The sequence below is a fragment of the Vitreimonas sp. genome (assembly GCF_036392335.1).
GTDB lineage: Bacteria > Pseudomonadota > Alphaproteobacteria > Caulobacterales > Aquidulcibacteraceae > Vitreimonas.
In genome coordinates, this window is record NZ_DASVYD010000044.1 from 1 (window position 1) to 14311 (window position 14311).

General features: G+C 62.4%; 12 protein-coding genes. 4 read left to right on the forward strand and 8 right to left on the reverse strand.

Going from position 1 to position 14311, the window contains the following annotated elements; genetic code table 11:
- The 3 genes from VF769_RS10040 to VF769_RS10050 form a co-directional block, all read right to left on the reverse strand.
- Positions 1-422: AMP-binding protein (locus VF769_RS10040; RefSeq protein WP_331008265.1), on the reverse strand; the 422-nt coding region annotated here is incomplete at its 3' end.
- The gene (locus VF769_RS10045) at positions 419-691 is read right to left on the reverse strand and encodes an acyl carrier protein (protein WP_331008266.1); all 273 of its coding nucleotides are present in this window, start codon (positions 689-691) and stop codon (positions 419-421) included. The genes VF769_RS10045 and VF769_RS10040, both read right to left, overlap by 4 nt.
- A gap of 29 nt (positions 692-720) precedes the next feature.
- On the reverse strand, positions 721-1548 hold the full coding sequence (locus VF769_RS10050) for a hypothetical protein (RefSeq protein WP_331008267.1): 828 nt from the start codon (positions 1546-1548) through the stop codon (positions 721-723).
- Positions 1549-2034: 486 nt separating this feature from the next.
- Here VF769_RS10050 and VF769_RS10055 point away from each other — a divergent pair, with 486 nt between their 5' ends.
- Both VF769_RS10055 and VF769_RS10060 read left to right on the forward strand, forming a co-directional pair.
- Positions 2035-3567 carry a sensor histidine kinase gene (locus VF769_RS10055; protein WP_331008268.1) on the forward strand — a complete coding sequence of 511 codons (1533 nt, stop codon included), beginning with the start codon at positions 2035-2037 and terminating at the stop codon, positions 3565-3567.
- On the forward strand, positions 3564-4265 hold the full coding sequence (locus tag VF769_RS10060; RefSeq protein ID WP_331008269.1) for a response regulator: 702 nt from the start codon (positions 3564-3566) through the stop codon (positions 4263-4265). The genes VF769_RS10055 and VF769_RS10060 overlap by 4 nt, the downstream gene beginning before the upstream one ends.
- A gap of 34 nt (positions 4266-4299) precedes the next feature.
- On the opposite strand, the gene VF769_RS10065 is transcribed toward VF769_RS10060, so the two are convergent.
- Both VF769_RS10065 and ppsA read right to left on the reverse strand, forming a co-directional pair.
- On the reverse strand, positions 4300-5526 hold the full coding sequence (locus VF769_RS10065; RefSeq protein ID WP_331008270.1) for a serpin family protein: 1227 nt from the start codon (positions 5524-5526) through the stop codon (positions 4300-4302).
- 85 nt (positions 5527-5611) lie between these two features.
- Positions 5612-7996 (reverse strand): phosphoenolpyruvate synthase, encoded by a 2385-nt coding sequence (gene ppsA / locus VF769_RS10070; RefSeq protein ID WP_331008271.1) that lies wholly within the window; start codon positions 7994-7996, stop codon positions 5612-5614.
- Between the two features lie 166 nt (positions 7997-8162).
- On the opposite strand from ppsA, the gene VF769_RS10075 reads away from it, so the two are divergent.
- Positions 8163-9098, forward strand: a complete 936-nt coding sequence (locus VF769_RS10075) for a 1-phosphofructokinase family hexose kinase (RefSeq protein WP_331008272.1) — start codon at positions 8163-8165, stop codon at positions 9096-9098.
- A gap of 2 nt (positions 9099-9100) precedes the next feature.
- Here the strand turns inward: VF769_RS10075 and VF769_RS10080 are convergent, their stop codons facing one another.
- The 3 genes from VF769_RS10080 to VF769_RS10090 all read right to left on the reverse strand — a co-directional run bounded on the left by VF769_RS10080 (position 9101) and on the right by VF769_RS10090 (position 12006).
- On the reverse strand, positions 9101-9895 hold the full coding sequence (locus tag VF769_RS10080; protein WP_331008273.1) for an enoyl-CoA hydratase/isomerase family protein: 795 nt from the start codon (positions 9893-9895) through the stop codon (positions 9101-9103).
- A gap of 169 nt (positions 9896-10064) precedes the next feature.
- A complete protein-coding gene (locus VF769_RS10085) occupies positions 10065-11228 on the reverse strand; it encodes an acyl-CoA dehydrogenase (protein ID WP_331008274.1) in 1164 nt (387 codons plus the stop codon).
- Positions 11229-11247: 19 nt separating this feature from the next.
- Positions 11248-12006, reverse strand: a complete 759-nt coding sequence (locus tag VF769_RS10090; protein ID WP_331008275.1) for an SDR family NAD(P)-dependent oxidoreductase — start codon at positions 12004-12006, stop codon at positions 11248-11250.
- A gap of 593 nt (positions 12007-12599) precedes the next feature.
- On the opposite strand from VF769_RS10090, the gene VF769_RS10095 reads away from it, so the two are divergent.
- On the forward strand, positions 12600-14309 hold the full coding sequence (locus VF769_RS10095; protein ID WP_331008276.1) for an AIPR family protein: 1710 nt from the start codon (positions 12600-12602) through the stop codon (positions 14307-14309).
- Positions 14310-14311 lie beyond the last annotated feature (2 nt).

Genomic DNA, 14311 nt, shown 5'->3' on the forward strand with positions numbered 1-14311 from the left:
GATGGTGGCGCTGGTCCGGACACGGCTTCATCGGTCAGCGCCGCCTCGATCATCGCCGCGCCACTGTCCTCCAGCCCAGACATGAAGCTTGGCGTGCTGACGATCACGCGCGCGCCGCAATCATTGATGATGTGGCGAACCTGCGCTGGCTTCAGCGCCGCGTTGATGGGGACAAACACGCCGCCCACGCGACTGATGGCAAAGATCGCAACGCATTCCTCAAGGCTCTTCGGCAGTAGGATGGCCACGCGATCGCCGCGCGCCACACCCGCCGCGATGAGTCGCAACGCCGTCCGCTCCACAGCGGCGGCAAACTCGCCGTATGTCAACGAGCGCGGTCCGTCGATCAATGCGGGGCGCGCGGCGTCATGCACGCGCGCATCGAGCAGATGGTGCAACAGATACATTGGACGCGCTGTCACGCCGCCACGTTCAGGCGCGCCGCGACATAGCGGGTCAGCGCGCCAATGGTTTCGAAATTCTCCGGCGTGAAATCCTCGTCCGCCACCTGAAATCCAAACGCCTCTTCGAGCCTCGCCGTCAATTGCAGGATGCCCAAGGAATCGAGTGCGCCGTCCTCGAGGAGCGGCGTGTCGTGATCAAGCTTGAGCCCAGGCGGCGCCGAAGCCGCCGCGCTCAGAAAATCGCAGATCACCGAAAACACTTCCAACTCTCTTCCCTTCACGGTCATTTCCTCCCGCCGCATTTCTCAGACCACACTCACCAATCAAACAGCGATAATTCCGACCCCAGATAATCGGTCACATCCGGTCTCGTCGGGCCTCGCACAAAGCGCAGCTCACGGCCCTTGCGAAGCCATCCGCGCGGGGGCGGACCATCCACCGACGCGTCGAGCTTGATGAGTCCAATTCCCTCGCGGCGAAGGTGTTTCGCCAGGGCGCCGAGATGGCCATGCAGCAAACGATTGGAGGCGCAATATAGAATGTGCGCGGCGCGCAGCCCCCGCCACTTCACGATCTTGTAAAGGATCGGCGTCAACGCGCCGTCACGCGACTGCAAGGCGACCGCCTGCCCCCCAAAACGCGCATGGGTGCTCAGAAGCGCCCGCGTTTGCGTCGGGACGGCTCCGAGATCGAGGACCTCACCCCCGCCTTGATGTAAAGCCGTGATGTCCAGCACGATGCCTTGTGTGATCTGTTTGAACCCGAATGACGGCAAAATCGCTCGAACCGCTGTCGAAGGAGTCAGGTCGGTGAACACATCGCATGGCGTGCGAATGAGCGCCCGCATCATCAAGGGCGCGCGCCAACGCTGATCCGGCGCCACATACCAGGCCGCGTAATTCACGTGCACACGTTCACGCTCACCGTGATCGGGGCGACGGCTTGCGATCGTGAGCGCCACCCCTTGGGCGCGCCCGTCCGTGCGCATGATGTGCCCGAGCGGAATTCCAAGCGCGCGGTTTTCGCCGAGCGCATCGATACGTTCGAGCGCGCCTGCCCAATAGGCCCGGCTCCCACGCGGGAAGCCTTCCGCCAATAGACCCACGGCCTCGCCAAAATTGCTCTCTTCAATCGGCTCAATCATAAGCCGCCCATGCGCGCGGTTTTGCGGCCCCCACGCTCGGCGGAAGCGCGCTCCCGTTGCGGAACGGGGTCCTGCAACACTGCATGCGCGTGAAGCTCCCTTGCGCCGGTCAGCGGCTCAGCGCGCCGACGAGCCGCTCGTGTACGTTCCCGCTGATCATCACCGCCTCCCTCACCCGACGCGGTAGGGCGCAGAGACGTTCGACGGGGCGGCGAGCAGAATGCCGAAAGCCGAAACCTTGAGGATGTTTCGCATCACTGCCTCCGCGCGTTCATTTGCGGAGCAGGCTAAGGTGGGTCAATAAAAGGCCAGCGCACGGATGCAATATCGTGCTTATAAGTTCTTTATAAATATGCCTCTCATCAACGATTCCATCATCTTCGCCGCACCGTGGGCGGGCCTTGTGTCGGCGCGCCGGGTCGGCATGCGCCGCGGGCTCCGAGACAGGTCGGAAAACCTCGGTTGGTCACCAGGGGGTTGTCGTTCATGATCGCCCCCGCGCTGCGCCAATTGCGAGAATATGCGCGATCCGCGTTCGACCAGACGCGGGGCGATCGCTTCACAAGCCTTCAATTGGCGGCGGCTGCGGTCGCGCCATTATTCGCCGGGCTCATTGCAGCATGGCTGACGCGTACGTTTGGCGTCACGCATGTCTCGTTCGTATTCATGACGAGCGTCATGTGCGCGGGCGCTTTCTTTGGCGTGGTGCCGGGGCTCGCAGCCGCACTCGTCGCCTTCTGCATCTATAATTTCTTTCTCGTCGAGCCACTCTTCTCCTGGCAGTTCGCGACCGCCGACGCGTTCATCTCCCTTGTATTGTTTTTCGTCGCCGCGCTCCTGACCGGCCTGCTCGCCGGCCGCTTGCGCGCGCAGGTGACGTTCTCGCGCCGCCAATTGGCGACAACAGAAGCGCTATTTGACGCTGCGCGCGCGCTCTCGCGGCCGCTTGAGCCAGCTGACATCTACGAAGTGCTTGCACAGAGCGCAGCCCGCGCGCTGGCGAGCCCAGTTTACATCTTGACTCCGTCGCCCGCGTGGCGCGTGGCGGCTTCGTCGGACCCAACGCAAGCACTCGGCCCATCCGAGATCGACGACATCATCGAGGCGGCCGCCGCCCCGTTGATCGTGCGCGATGGTTTCGCGGCGAGCGCGCTGCGCGATCGTGACGGCGTTGTGGTCGGCGTGCTCGCGACGCGCGCTCCCAACATTGGCGTCGATGAACGCAACGTATTGGACTCGCTTTCCCGTCTCGGCGCCGTGGCGCTCGACCGCGGTGCGCTGATGGCCGAGATGTCCAAGGCGCGCGCGCTTGCTGAAACGGAACAATTGCGTCAGGCGCTGCTCAATTCCCTGTCACACGATTTCCGTACCCCACTTGCCACCATTCTCGCGTCGGCCACGAGTCTCATTGATTACGAACGCGAACTCGACGCGGCGGCCAAGCGCGATCTCATCGCGGCAGTGCGCGACGAAACCGAACGGCTGGCGCGCTTTGTCTCAAATCTGCTTGATATGACCCGCCTAGAAGCAGGTCAGTTGCGCCCGCGCTGCGTCAGCGCGAACCTTTTCGACATTGCCGCCGACGCCGTGGCGCACGCGCGGCGGCGGGCAATGGAACGCAACATCAAGATCGAAAGCGCCGGTCAGACCTTCGCGCCCGCACAGGTCGACCCTGTCCTGCTCGAACGCGCGGTGCTCAATCTGCTCGAGAACGCGATTGCGCTTAGCGACCAGGGCGGGACAATCGAGGTGCGCGTGGCGACATCGGGCAGCACATCCACGATCGAAATCGTCGACGACGGCCCAGGCGTTCCCGCGGACTCACAGGACCTGATCTTCAGCAAATTCTACCGCGCGCCCGAGCATGTCGGGCGCAGCCGCGGCGTGGGCTTGGGACTACCCATCGCCAAATCGCTGGTGGAGAGCATGGGCGGCGCGCTGACCTTGCGCAGCCCTGTGGCGCACGAGCGCGGCGCCGCCTTCACCATCGCCCTCGCGGCCGAGGAGAGCCCTTCATGAATCAGAGCCGCCTTGCCCTGCTCGTCGAGGACGAGGTCGCAATCCCGCGGGTGCTGCGCCATCCGCTCTCCGCGGCAGGCTTCACATTGGAGACCGCGGAGACTTTAGAGACCGGCCTCGCCGCCGCCGCACGCCTGAAACCCGACATCGTATTGCTCGACCTGGGCCTCGGCGATCGCGACGGCAAGGATTTGATCGCGGCCCTGCGTCAATGGTCCGACGTGCCCATCATTGTCATCTCCGCGCGTGATGAGGAGGACGAGAAGATTGCCGCGCTCGATTTGGGGGCCAATGATTTTGTCAACAAGCCATTCGGCATTGGCGAATTGCTCGCGCGCATGCGCGCAGCGCTCCGCCATCGTCTGGTGCGCTCGGAAAGTCAGACAACGATCCGCAATGGCGAGCTTTTGATTGACTTGGCGGCGCGCCGAGTCCGCGTGCGCAACGCCATCGTGCATCTGGCGCCGCGTGAATATGACGTGCTGCGCCTGCTGGCCCAGCATGCAGGCCAGGTCGTCACGCATCGCCAATTGCTCGACGGCGCCTGGGGTGACAGCGAGGTGCGCGACTTTCAAAATGTCCGGGTGGTTATCGGACAAGTGCGGCGCAAACTTGAGGCGCATCTTGGCGCCACGCCGCTCATCCTCACCGAACAAGGCGTGGGCTATCGCATGCGCACGGGTGAAGATGATTATTGATCCGCGCGCGTGATACGCGCGAGGGTCGCCGCCCTTACCTTGCGCTTGCGATGCGCCCCAGGAACAGCCGCGTGGCGGTTCGCCGATGTCGCAGCACGATGAAGAAGGGATGATCGGCTCTGAACGCGATCGGCGGCGCCTCCGGCTGCATCGGCGCCGAGGTCGCCCTCATATCGATAGCGGTGACCGCGGCCGCCTCCGTGCCCTCTTCATCGATGGCGAGGAAAGTTTTGTGAACCACGGCGCTGACCGCAAGCGTGGCTTGCTCCGTGACCCCGGAGAAATCCGCGCCATCGGTAAACGCCACCCGCACGCCGAGCGACTGGAGTTGGCCGACAAGGTCGTACTCGGCGTTCAATTGCAATTTCGGCAGCGTCAGGTCTAGCCGGGCGGGCGGAGCCGCGGCCAAGCGCTGAAGCCATTCATCAAGACGCGTCCCTGATAGGCCGCTTTCGAAGGCGCCGATGCCGTTGCGCGCCCTCGGTAGAAACACCGCGAGACCGAACTCGCCGTCGTCATAATCAAATTCGGCGGCCTGAAACTCATCGACTTCGAAATAGCGCGCGTTGGTAATCTGGCGCATGAGTCGCGCGTTCTCAGTCACGCCGTTCGCTGCGTAGAAATCGCCATCCCGGGTCGCGCTCGCGGAGAACGGGTCGCTCCATTTGCCTTTGAAATAGACGGCGTTTGTGAGCACAAGCCGTCGACTCGGATCGCTCTCTGTGAGGATCTCCGGCACACGGTCGCGTGTCTCTCGCGCAGCCCAGGCGTTGATGCGCTGTAAAGCTGCAGACTGGTTGGTGATGAAATCGACGGCTTCGATTGTCGCGCCGAGTTGATTGTGGATCATACGCGCATAATCGGCGCGCAATTCCATAGTGCGTTCGACCCAGGCGGCATTGGCGATCGACAGTTCGCTGCCGCCGGTTTGCGCCGTGAGCGTTTGCGCCAAGTCACGCGTTAGCCGCGCCTGCGCGGCCGCCGATGCATCGAAGCCGAATGTCGCGGCGATCTCGCTCGCAGTCTGGCCGCGCGCGCCGGGATAGAGAAGCGCAAAGGCGCTGGCGACACTGAAAGGCGACACGAACTGGTTACCAGGTTGGCTGGCGACTTCACGATAAAGGGCGACGTCAAACACATCCGTCCCCGAAGTCACGGGCAGCGGCGCAACGGCTGGCGATATGCTCTCCGCCGGCAATGGCGAACTGCAGCCGGCCAACGCCGCGGAGGCCGCAGAAACGAGCAGAGTGCGACGATGCATGCGTCATTCTCCATATCTCTGTTCCACGCTGGACGAGTCCCTCCCGCGTCGCGCCCACGCCAGCACATCGCCGACATCCGCCCGCCTAACCGCGTCGCGCCTCCGCCGCAGCAACATGGCGCTTTACCGCGACAAAGCTATCCGGCGTTACAGACATCGAGTCTATGCCGCAATCGACCAGAAACTCGGCAAACTCGGGATGGTCGCTCGGCGCCTGGCCGCACAACCCGACCTTTGCGCCCGCATCATGCGCTTTCGCGATGACCGTCTGGATCATCCATTTTACCGCGTCGTCTTGTTCGTCGAACAGGTCGGCAAGCGCCGCGGAATCACGATCGACGCCCAACACCAATTGCGTCAGGTCGTTGCTTCCAATGGAGAATCCATCGAACCGCTCGGCGAACGCTGTCGCCAAAATGACGTTGGAGGGGATCTCGCACATCACGTAGATTTCGAGCCCGTTCTCACCCCGGCGCAGTCCGTTTTCTTGCATCACGGCGAGCACCCGATCGGCCTCGGCCGGGGATCGGCAAAATGGGATCATGATGACGACATTGGAGAAGCCCAATTCGTCCCGAAGCCGGCGCAAGGCCCTGCATTCCAGTGCGAAACCGTCGCGATAGCTTGGCGAACAATAACGCGACGCGCCGCGGAATCCGAGCATCGGATTCTCCTCTTGTGGCTCGAATTCGCCGCCGCCGATCAGGTGCGCATACTCATTGGTCTTGAAATCGCTTGTTCGCACGATGACGGGTTTGGGCCACATCACAGCGGCGATGCGCGCGAGCCCCCGCGACAACCTATCGACGAAATACTCGGCCTTGTCGCTATAGCCGCGTGTCAGCGCCTCAATTGCCTGCTTCGCCGACTTGTCCTTCAGCGCATCGAAGCCGAGCAACGCCATCGGGTGCGCTTTGATGTGGTTGCTGACAACAAATTCCATGCGTGCCAGCCCGACGCCATCGGCGGGGAGCCGCCACCACCTGAACGCAGCAGCGGGATTGGCGAGGTTCAGCATCACATGCGTGCGCGTGGATGGGAGTGCGCTGAGGTCGACATCGACGACTTCAATCTCCGAAACGCCTTCATAGACGAAGCCCTCTCCGCCTTCCGCGCAGGAGACTGTCACGACCTGACCATCGCTCAGTACGTCGGTGGCGTTGCCAGCGCCGATGATCGCGGGCAACCCCAGCTCGCGACTTACGATCGCCGCGTGAGAGGTGCGCCCACCATGGTCGGTGACGATGGCGGCCGCGCGCTTCATGATTGGCACCCAATCAGGATCGGTTGTTGAGGCCACAAGAATTGCGCCGTCAACAAAACCGCCGATGTCCGCTGCGTTCTCGATGCGGCAGACGGGGCCTGTCGCGGCGGCGTCGCCAATGCTTAGCCCCTTAGCCAGGACCTTGCCCTTGGAACTTACACGATAGCTCTTGTACGCGTCCGCCTTGCGGCGCGACTGCACCGTCTCCGGACGCGCCTGCACGATATAGAGTTCGCCGGTGCTTCCGTCCTTGGCCCACTCCATGTCCATGGCGCGCCCATAATGTTGCTCGATGGCGCAAGCCCAGCGCGCCAACAGCAGGATTTCCTCGTCCGTGAGCACAAATGCGGTGCGTTCTTTCTCCGACGTCGGCACGGTCGCGGTCGGACAATCGTTGGCGTCGGCGTAGATCATCTTGATCTCTTTGCCGCCGCACTTCTTCTCGACGATCGGCCTGAGCGCAGGGTTTCCCAGCAGTGGCTTGAACACTTGGTAGGCGTCAGGATCCACCGCGCCCTGGACGACGGTTTCCCCCAGCCCCCACGCCGCATCGATCACGACGATCTTGTCAAACCCCGTCTCGGTGTCGACGGAGAACATGACCCCGGCGCTGGCCAAGTCAGATCGGACCATGACTTGCACGCCAACCGAGAGCGCCACCTTGAGGTCATCGAAACCCTGCGCCAAGCGATAGCTGATGGCGCGATCCGTGAACAAGGAGGCCAGACATCTCTGAGCGGCGTCCAGCAGCGCCTGCTCGCCTCGGATATTGAGAAACGTCTCCAACTGACCGGCGAAGCTGGCGCTTGGGAGGTCTTCCGCCGTCGCACTCGAGCGCACGGCGACATCGACGTTCGCGCGTCCGGCCCGCATACAAAGCTCTTGATAGGCGCGCGTGATGGCCTGCGCGATTTCGACCGGCCACGCCGCGCGCATGAAGGCCGCACGAATGCTCCTACCAGCCTCGTCCAGGGGTATTCGGCCCGATGCGTGGTCCGCCAATGCCGCGACAATAGTCGGCTGCAATCCGTTGACCTCGACGAAGGTGCGATAAACATCCGTGGTCGTGGCGAAGCCAGGCGGGGTACGCACACCCTGCCCGCCAAGCGCCTGCACCATCTCGCCGATCGAAGCGTTCTTGCCGCCGACCTTGGCGATGTCGCCGCGCCCGACGTTCTCAAACCAAGCTATCTGCCCCGCCGCCATCGGCCCTGCTCCATATGCACGTGGCTATCAATCACCCAACGCCAAGCGTTCGCTATTGCGCCGTATCAAGTTCGGGTGATTGTAAGCTCGTAAACTGAGAAACGCGGAGAATTCTTCATGTTCACGCACCGTGTGCGCGCAGACGCCGTTATCTCGCGCTAGCATTATGTCGGCGATTCTCACGATCACGCTCAATCCAGCGGTGGACGTCTATACATCCATCGCCAGGATCGCCCCGGTCCATAAGCTGCGCTGCGACACGGAACGACGCGACCCCGGGGGCGGCGGGATCAATGTCGCGCGTGTTATCTCGCGTCTCGGCGGCGACGTCACCGCAATGTTCACCGCAGGCGGGCCGATCGGGGATTATCTTCAGCGACTTGTACAAGCGGAGGGCGTCAAAAGTTGCGTGGCGCCAATCGCCGGCGTCACGCGCGAGAGCTTCACGGTGCGCGAAACCGACACGCAAGACGAATTTCGCTTCGTTCTACCCGGTCCGAGCGTGAGCGCTGCTGAGTTTGAGGCGTGTTTGAGTGCGATCATGGAAGCGCGCCCCACTCGCTACGTGGTGGCCAGCGGCGGTCTCCCAAACGGCGCGCCGCCGGACACGCATGCGCGTATCGGTGCGATAGCGAGAAACATGGGCGCCCAGTTCGTACTTGATTCCTCTGGCGAGCCGCTGCGTCTCGGGCTCGCGGGAGGCGTCCATCTGGTGAAGCCAAACATGCGCGAACTGGGCGAACTCGTCGGCATGCCGCTCGGCGACGAGAGGGCCGCCCTTGATGCTGCACGCAGCCTGATCGACTCGGGTCAGGCCGAGATCGTCGCGCTGTCGCGCGGGCGTGACGGCGCCATGATCGTGACTGCAAAGCAGGCCTGGATCGCGCCCGCCGTGCAGGTGCCGGTAGCGAGCTCCGTCGGCGCCGGCGATAGCTTCCTCGGTGGTCTTGTCTGGTCGCTGGAACGCGGCGATGCGCTTGCCACTGCTTTTGGCTACGCCCTCGCCGCCGGCGCCGCGTCGCTACTCCGCCCCGGCACCGCGCTTTGCCAGGCCGACGAAGTGATCCGTCTGGCGCAGACGACCAACGTGCGCCCTCTGTAGCGCTAGTCTCCGCTGAACCTCGGCTTCCGCCCCTCGAGGAAGGCTGAAACCCCTTCCGCAAAGTCGTCGGAGCGTTCCATCAACGCGAATGCTTCCAGATCGCGGTGCCCCGTCGCCTGACTCAGCGCCAAGGCTGCGACATTCACATCGCGTTTGACCATTTTGAGGGCGGTCGGCGGAAGCGCCGCGGCGGCTCTGGCAAACTCCATCGCGCGCTCCAGCGCTCGGCCATCTTCGCAAACGGCGTCAGCTAAGCCCCAGGCAAGCGCGGTGGCCGCGTCCACCTTTTCGCACAAGGCTGCGAGGCGCTTCGCTCGAGCCGGGCCGACAAGGGCGGTCATGCGCGGGATGGCGCCCCAACTCATGTTCATACCGCGAGCAACTTCAGGCACGTACACCGTCGCGGATTTCGCCATCACGCGCAGATCGCACGCAACGGCGAGTGCGGCGCCGCCGCCAACACACCAGCCTTCTATGGCTGCAATGGTAAGCGCATCAATCTTCTCGAAAGCTTCGCACATATCCGGGCCCGCCCGCAGAGAGAGGCGGCGGCCGCTGAGCTTTTGCGCGCGCTGCTCAGTACGAGCGGGGTCCTTGAGATCGGCGCCCAGCGTGAATTTCCGCGCTTGGCCGGTAAGTATGACCGCCGAAACATCGGGGCATGCATGAAAGCTGCGCGCGGCGTCTGTCAGCTGTCGCATGGCGTCTGCTGACAGGGCGTTCGCTTTGTCGCCACGGTCGAACCGCACAATGGCGACGCGGTCGTCAATTTCGATGCTGACAACGTCGTTCGGCATGGCGGTGCATCTCCCCATCGGGGGCGCCGGCAATCGCCGCCCTCCCCCAACATGCGATGTCAGGCTCTTCGGGTAAATGCCGACCTCGATCGGCGATCTAACTCCAATGCGGTCAGGTTCGCGTTATCGGCCAGCAGCGCGCCACTGCCTTGCTGGGCGAAGGAAAAGCTCATGCGCCGTGCGCATCGCGCTTAATCTTCTTGGCGAGGCTCCATTTATGGACCTCGGTCGGGCCGTCATAGATGCGGAAGGCGCGCACTTCGCGGAACACTTGCTCCACGATTGTGTCGCCCGACACGCCGGTACCGCCCATCACTTGGACACAACGGTCGGCGATACGCATCAGCGCCTCGCTCACCGCCACCTTCGCCATCGAGCTTTCGACCGTGCCCAGCACGCCAGTGTCCAGAACATCGGCGCACCAATCGATCATCAGCTCGGCTTGCTTCAGATCGATCAAATTCTCCGCCAGCATGAAGCCGACGCCTTCATGGTCGATCAGCGGCTTTCCGAACGCCTGGCGCTTCACCGCATAAGCCGTCGCGATCTCATTCGCGCGCGTGCAGGCGCCCAACCAGCGCATGCAATGCGTCAACCGCGCCGGGGCCAAGCGCACCTGCGCCAGCTTGAAGCCATCGCCCGGCACGCCGAGCACCTGGTCGCCTTCTACGCGCAAATTTTCGATCGCCACCACCGCATGGCCGCCCGGCATCGAGCTATCGATCGTGTCGAGCACGCGTTCCACACGCACCGCCGGGTCGGGCAGATCGACCAGAAACAACGTCGCGCCCGCCGCCGCCTTCGCCATCACAATGCCCACGCGCGCGCCGATCGCGCCGGTGATGAAGGCCTTGCGGCCATTGATCACCCAGCCATTGCCGTCTTCGGTCGCGATCGTACTGAGCAAGGACGGATCAGAGCCGGCGCCGCCGTCTTCGGCCGGCTCCGTCATGAAAAACGCGGAGCGCGCCTCGCCGCTGACGAGCGGCGCTAGAAAGCGCGCTTTCTGCTCCTCGCTGGCGACCTTGCCGAGCAGATACATATTGCCTTCGTCCGGCGCCATGACGTTCACCGCCACCGGGCCCAGCGGCGACAGGCCCGCCGCGCGCAACACTTTCGCGCTCGCGCGATGGGAAAGATGTGCGCCGCCGTGGCGTATATGCGGCGTCAGCACGCCCGCCGCGCGCGCCAACCCACGCAGCTCTTGCACCAATTCATCCGACGGCCCGTGCGCGCCGAGACGCGCATCTTTTTCGTAGGCCGCCACCGTGCCGCGGACAAAGCGTTCGACATCGGCGGCGATCGCCTCCCCGCTCTCTTGAGAAATGCTCATCGATACCTCTTTGCGGCCCTTAGAGCGATTGGCCGTCATCAATGACGAAATCCGAGCCTGTGACATTGCGGCTCGCGTCGGACAGCAGATAGAGCAGCGTGGCATCGAGTGAATCCTCATCGAGCATGCGCCGACGCGGCCACGAATTGATCTGCTTTTTACCACCCTCGGTCTCGAACCAATCGCCGGCCAGTTCCGAGCGGATGTAGCCCGGTGAGATCAGATTGATGTTCGGCCCCGTGCGCGCCCATTCGCGCGCCAGCACTTTGCCGAGATGCGTCACCGCCGCCTTCGACGCGCTGTAAGGCGCGAGCGCCACGGTCTGCATCAGCGCGGTGATGGATGAGATGAGCACAATGCGCCCCGTATCGGCCAGACCAGCGCGCTGCAGCCGCTTCGCGCCCTCTCGGGCGGTTAAGAACACGCCGCGCACATTGACGGCAAATACTTGATCGAAATCGGCGACGGCAATTTCCGTCGCGCGGCCATCGTAATTCACCCCGGCATTGGCGACCACGCCGTTGACCAAGCCGAACGCCTCCTCCGCTGCGTCATACGCGGCGATCACGGAAGCCTCGTCAGCCACGTCCAACGCCACCGCCAACGCCTTGCCGCCGGCTGCTTCAATCTCGGCACGCAGCGCCTGCAGCCGATCGAGCCGACGTGCGCCGATCACGACAGCCGCGCCCTCGGCCGCGACGATGCGGGCAAAGCGCGCACCTATGCCGGACGACGCGCCCGTGACCAACACAACGCGGCCGCTCAAACTTCCACTCATACATTCAACCTCTTCACCTGCGCGATCAGCGCCCTCATAAAGCGCGCGCCGCAAGCTCTTACAATCGATAAGGTTAGGCCACGCCCGGCGTTGCCGCGCTCAGAATGCTGGCCTCCACTGGCGCCAACACGCCCGAGGCCGCGAGCACCGCGCATCTGTCGACGGCGCGATACGTCATCGCGCTGCGCCAGATACGCGCGCCGGAGTCAGGCCGCGCTCGCGCGCATTCGATGCTTTATCGGAAGGTCACAATGAGGTGCGCTTCCGCAGAACGCGTCGAAGCGAAGATCAATTGAGGCGGTAACGAAGTTTTGCGGAAATCCGAGGAACGCGGCGGAATGTCTCGGAATTCGGAAATGGTGCCAGAAGATAACTCTCAGCCCCTTTGTATCCCACTGAGCCAGCAAATGTCTCGCGCGATTGGGGAGTGATCTCTACCGCCGTTGATACCGCCGGGAGCCTAAAATGCCCAGGTCAGGGTCCTGATCGCGCGGAATTCTGTGGCAATCTTCGGATTGTGACCACCCGGTTTGCGGCAAGGCAGTCCGCGATCCATAGTTGGATCAATTAGCTCAAGACAAAGGTGATTCTGCATGAGCGACGATGTCCTCATCAAATCGATTCTGAGCAAGAGCAAGGATCGCTACGGCGGCGGGGCGCTGACCGACGGCGATGCCTTCGAGTACTTCTGTGCCGAAACGGTCCTCAAACCATTTGCGCTCTCGTTTGACGAAATCGACAAGGGGATCGTTGATGGCAAGAACGACGGCGGGATCGATGGGGTCTTCTTCTTCGTGAACCGGTCGTTGATCGCGATCGACACCGAACTGGACACGTTCAAGTCGCCCGTTACCGTAGACCTGTTCATCATCCAGTCGAAACTCGATGGCGGATTCACAGAGACCGCCATGTCGAACTTAATGTCGTCGGTCCCGGAACTGATCCGGCTAGATGCAGACAAAGCTGCGCTTGCCACCCGCTTCAACAGCGAGGTCTGCGAGGTATTTGAAAGCTATCGAAATGCGCTTACGGAGTTGGCAGCGCAATTCCCTGTGGTTCAGGTGCACGTCATTTACGCCACGCTTGCGACAACGGGAAACTCCAAGGTGGAGGCCATGATTCCGGCGCTTGAAAAGGCAGTTGCAGCTCGCTTTCCAAAATCGACATGCAAGGTCGAGCTTTGGGATGCCGGGCGTCTCTACACCGAAGCGCAGAAACAGAATGTAATGGTGAAGCAGCTGCCATTTGTGAAGCAGCCTATCTCGCATGGAAAGGGCTACGTCATCCTCGCGAAGCTAAAGGATTACTTCGAGTTCGTGAATGAAGGCGGCCAGATCGTCGATGCCTTGTTCGAATTCAATGTCCGAGACTATCAGAGCGGGGCTGCGCTGAACAAGGAAATCGCCGCGACGTTGGCGGACGAGGCGGACGATGCAGATTTCTGGTGGCTCAACAACGGCGTCACAATCCTCGCGGAGGAAGCTGCCGCGCAAGACAGCAAACTCACGATCAAGAACCCCATAGTGGTCAACGGCCTCCAGACGTCGCATGAGATTCACCGCTTCTTCGCGGGAGGCGGCGACGATAAGAGCAACCGCAGCGTTCAGGTTCGGGTGTTAGAAATTGCTGACGAAGCGCGACGCGACCGCGTGATCAAGGCCACCAACTCTCAAACGCCGATCAAGCCCGCATCGCTGCACGCAACCGAGCCATTTCAGCGCAAGATCGAGGAGTTTCTCCATCAGCTCGGCATCTTCTACGATCGACGGAAGGATTATTGGCGTAACAAGGGCAAGTCGGCACAGAAAATCATTGGCATTGATAAGCTTGCCCAATCGGTCATCGCCATCCTTCTTGAGCGGCCCCACGACGCGCGCGCTCGACCAACAACGATCATGAAAGACGACACCACGTACCAGAAGCTCTTTGCCGATAGCAACGACCTCAAAATCTACGAGGTGTGCGCCAACCTATACTTTGCCGTCGATCGCTACTTCCGCAAGGAACGGGCGTCGATCGACTCTATCTATCGCAATAATCTGCGCTACCACACGATGATGCAGCTGGCATGGAAGCTCAACGATTCTCGCCCGGTTCACGCCGCCGCACTCAAGACGCTCAAGGTCTCGACGCTTACAGACCCGGACATAAAGGCCGTGCTAGACCACACAATCAAGTTGTTCGATCAAGAAGGCGCGGAAGATCGCGTCGCGAAGAGCGACACGTTCACAGAAACCTTGCGGGCGCAATCGTTGGTCAAGGCGTCGAGCTTGGCGTCCTCTGAGACCTCGAATGACGCTTGATC

Bases quoted from the DNA above. Each gene is read 5' to 3' on its own strand.
- VF769_RS10095 (WP_331008276.1), top strand. From the start codon at position 12,600: ATGAGCGACGATGTCCTCATCAAATCGATTCTGAGCAAGAGCAAGGAT.
- ppsA (WP_331008271.1), bottom strand. From the start codon at position 7,996: ATGGCGGCGGGGCAGATAGCTTGGTTTGAGAACGTCGGGCGCGGCGAC.
- VF769_RS10050 (WP_331008267.1), bottom strand. From the start codon at position 1,548: ATGATTGAGCCGATTGAAGAGAGCAATTTTGGCGAGGCCGTGGGTCTA.
- VF769_RS10045 (WP_331008266.1), bottom strand. From the start codon at position 691: ATGACCGTGAAGGGAAGAGAGTTGGAAGTGTTTTCGGTGATCTGCGAT.
- VF769_RS10065 (WP_331008270.1), bottom strand. From the start codon at position 5,526: ATGCATCGTCGCACTCTGCTCGTTTCTGCGGCCTCCGCGGCGTTGGCC.
- VF769_RS10085 (WP_331008274.1), bottom strand. From the start codon at position 11,228: ATGAGCATTTCTCAAGAGAGCGGGGAGGCGATCGCCGCCGATGTCGAA.
- VF769_RS10075 (WP_331008272.1), top strand. From the start codon at position 8,163: ATGTCGGCGATTCTCACGATCACGCTCAATCCAGCGGTGGACGTCTAT.
- VF769_RS10055 (WP_331008268.1), top strand. From the start codon at position 2,035: ATGATCGCCCCCGCGCTGCGCCAATTGCGAGAATATGCGCGATCCGCG.
- VF769_RS10060 (WP_331008269.1), top strand. From the start codon at position 3,564: ATGAATCAGAGCCGCCTTGCCCTGCTCGTCGAGGACGAGGTCGCAATC.
- VF769_RS10080 (WP_331008273.1), bottom strand. From the start codon at position 9,895: ATGCCGAACGACGTTGTCAGCATCGAAATTGACGACCGCGTCGCCATT.
- VF769_RS10090 (WP_331008275.1), bottom strand. From the start codon at position 12,006: ATGAGTGGAAGTTTGAGCGGCCGCGTTGTGTTGGTCACGGGCGCGTCG.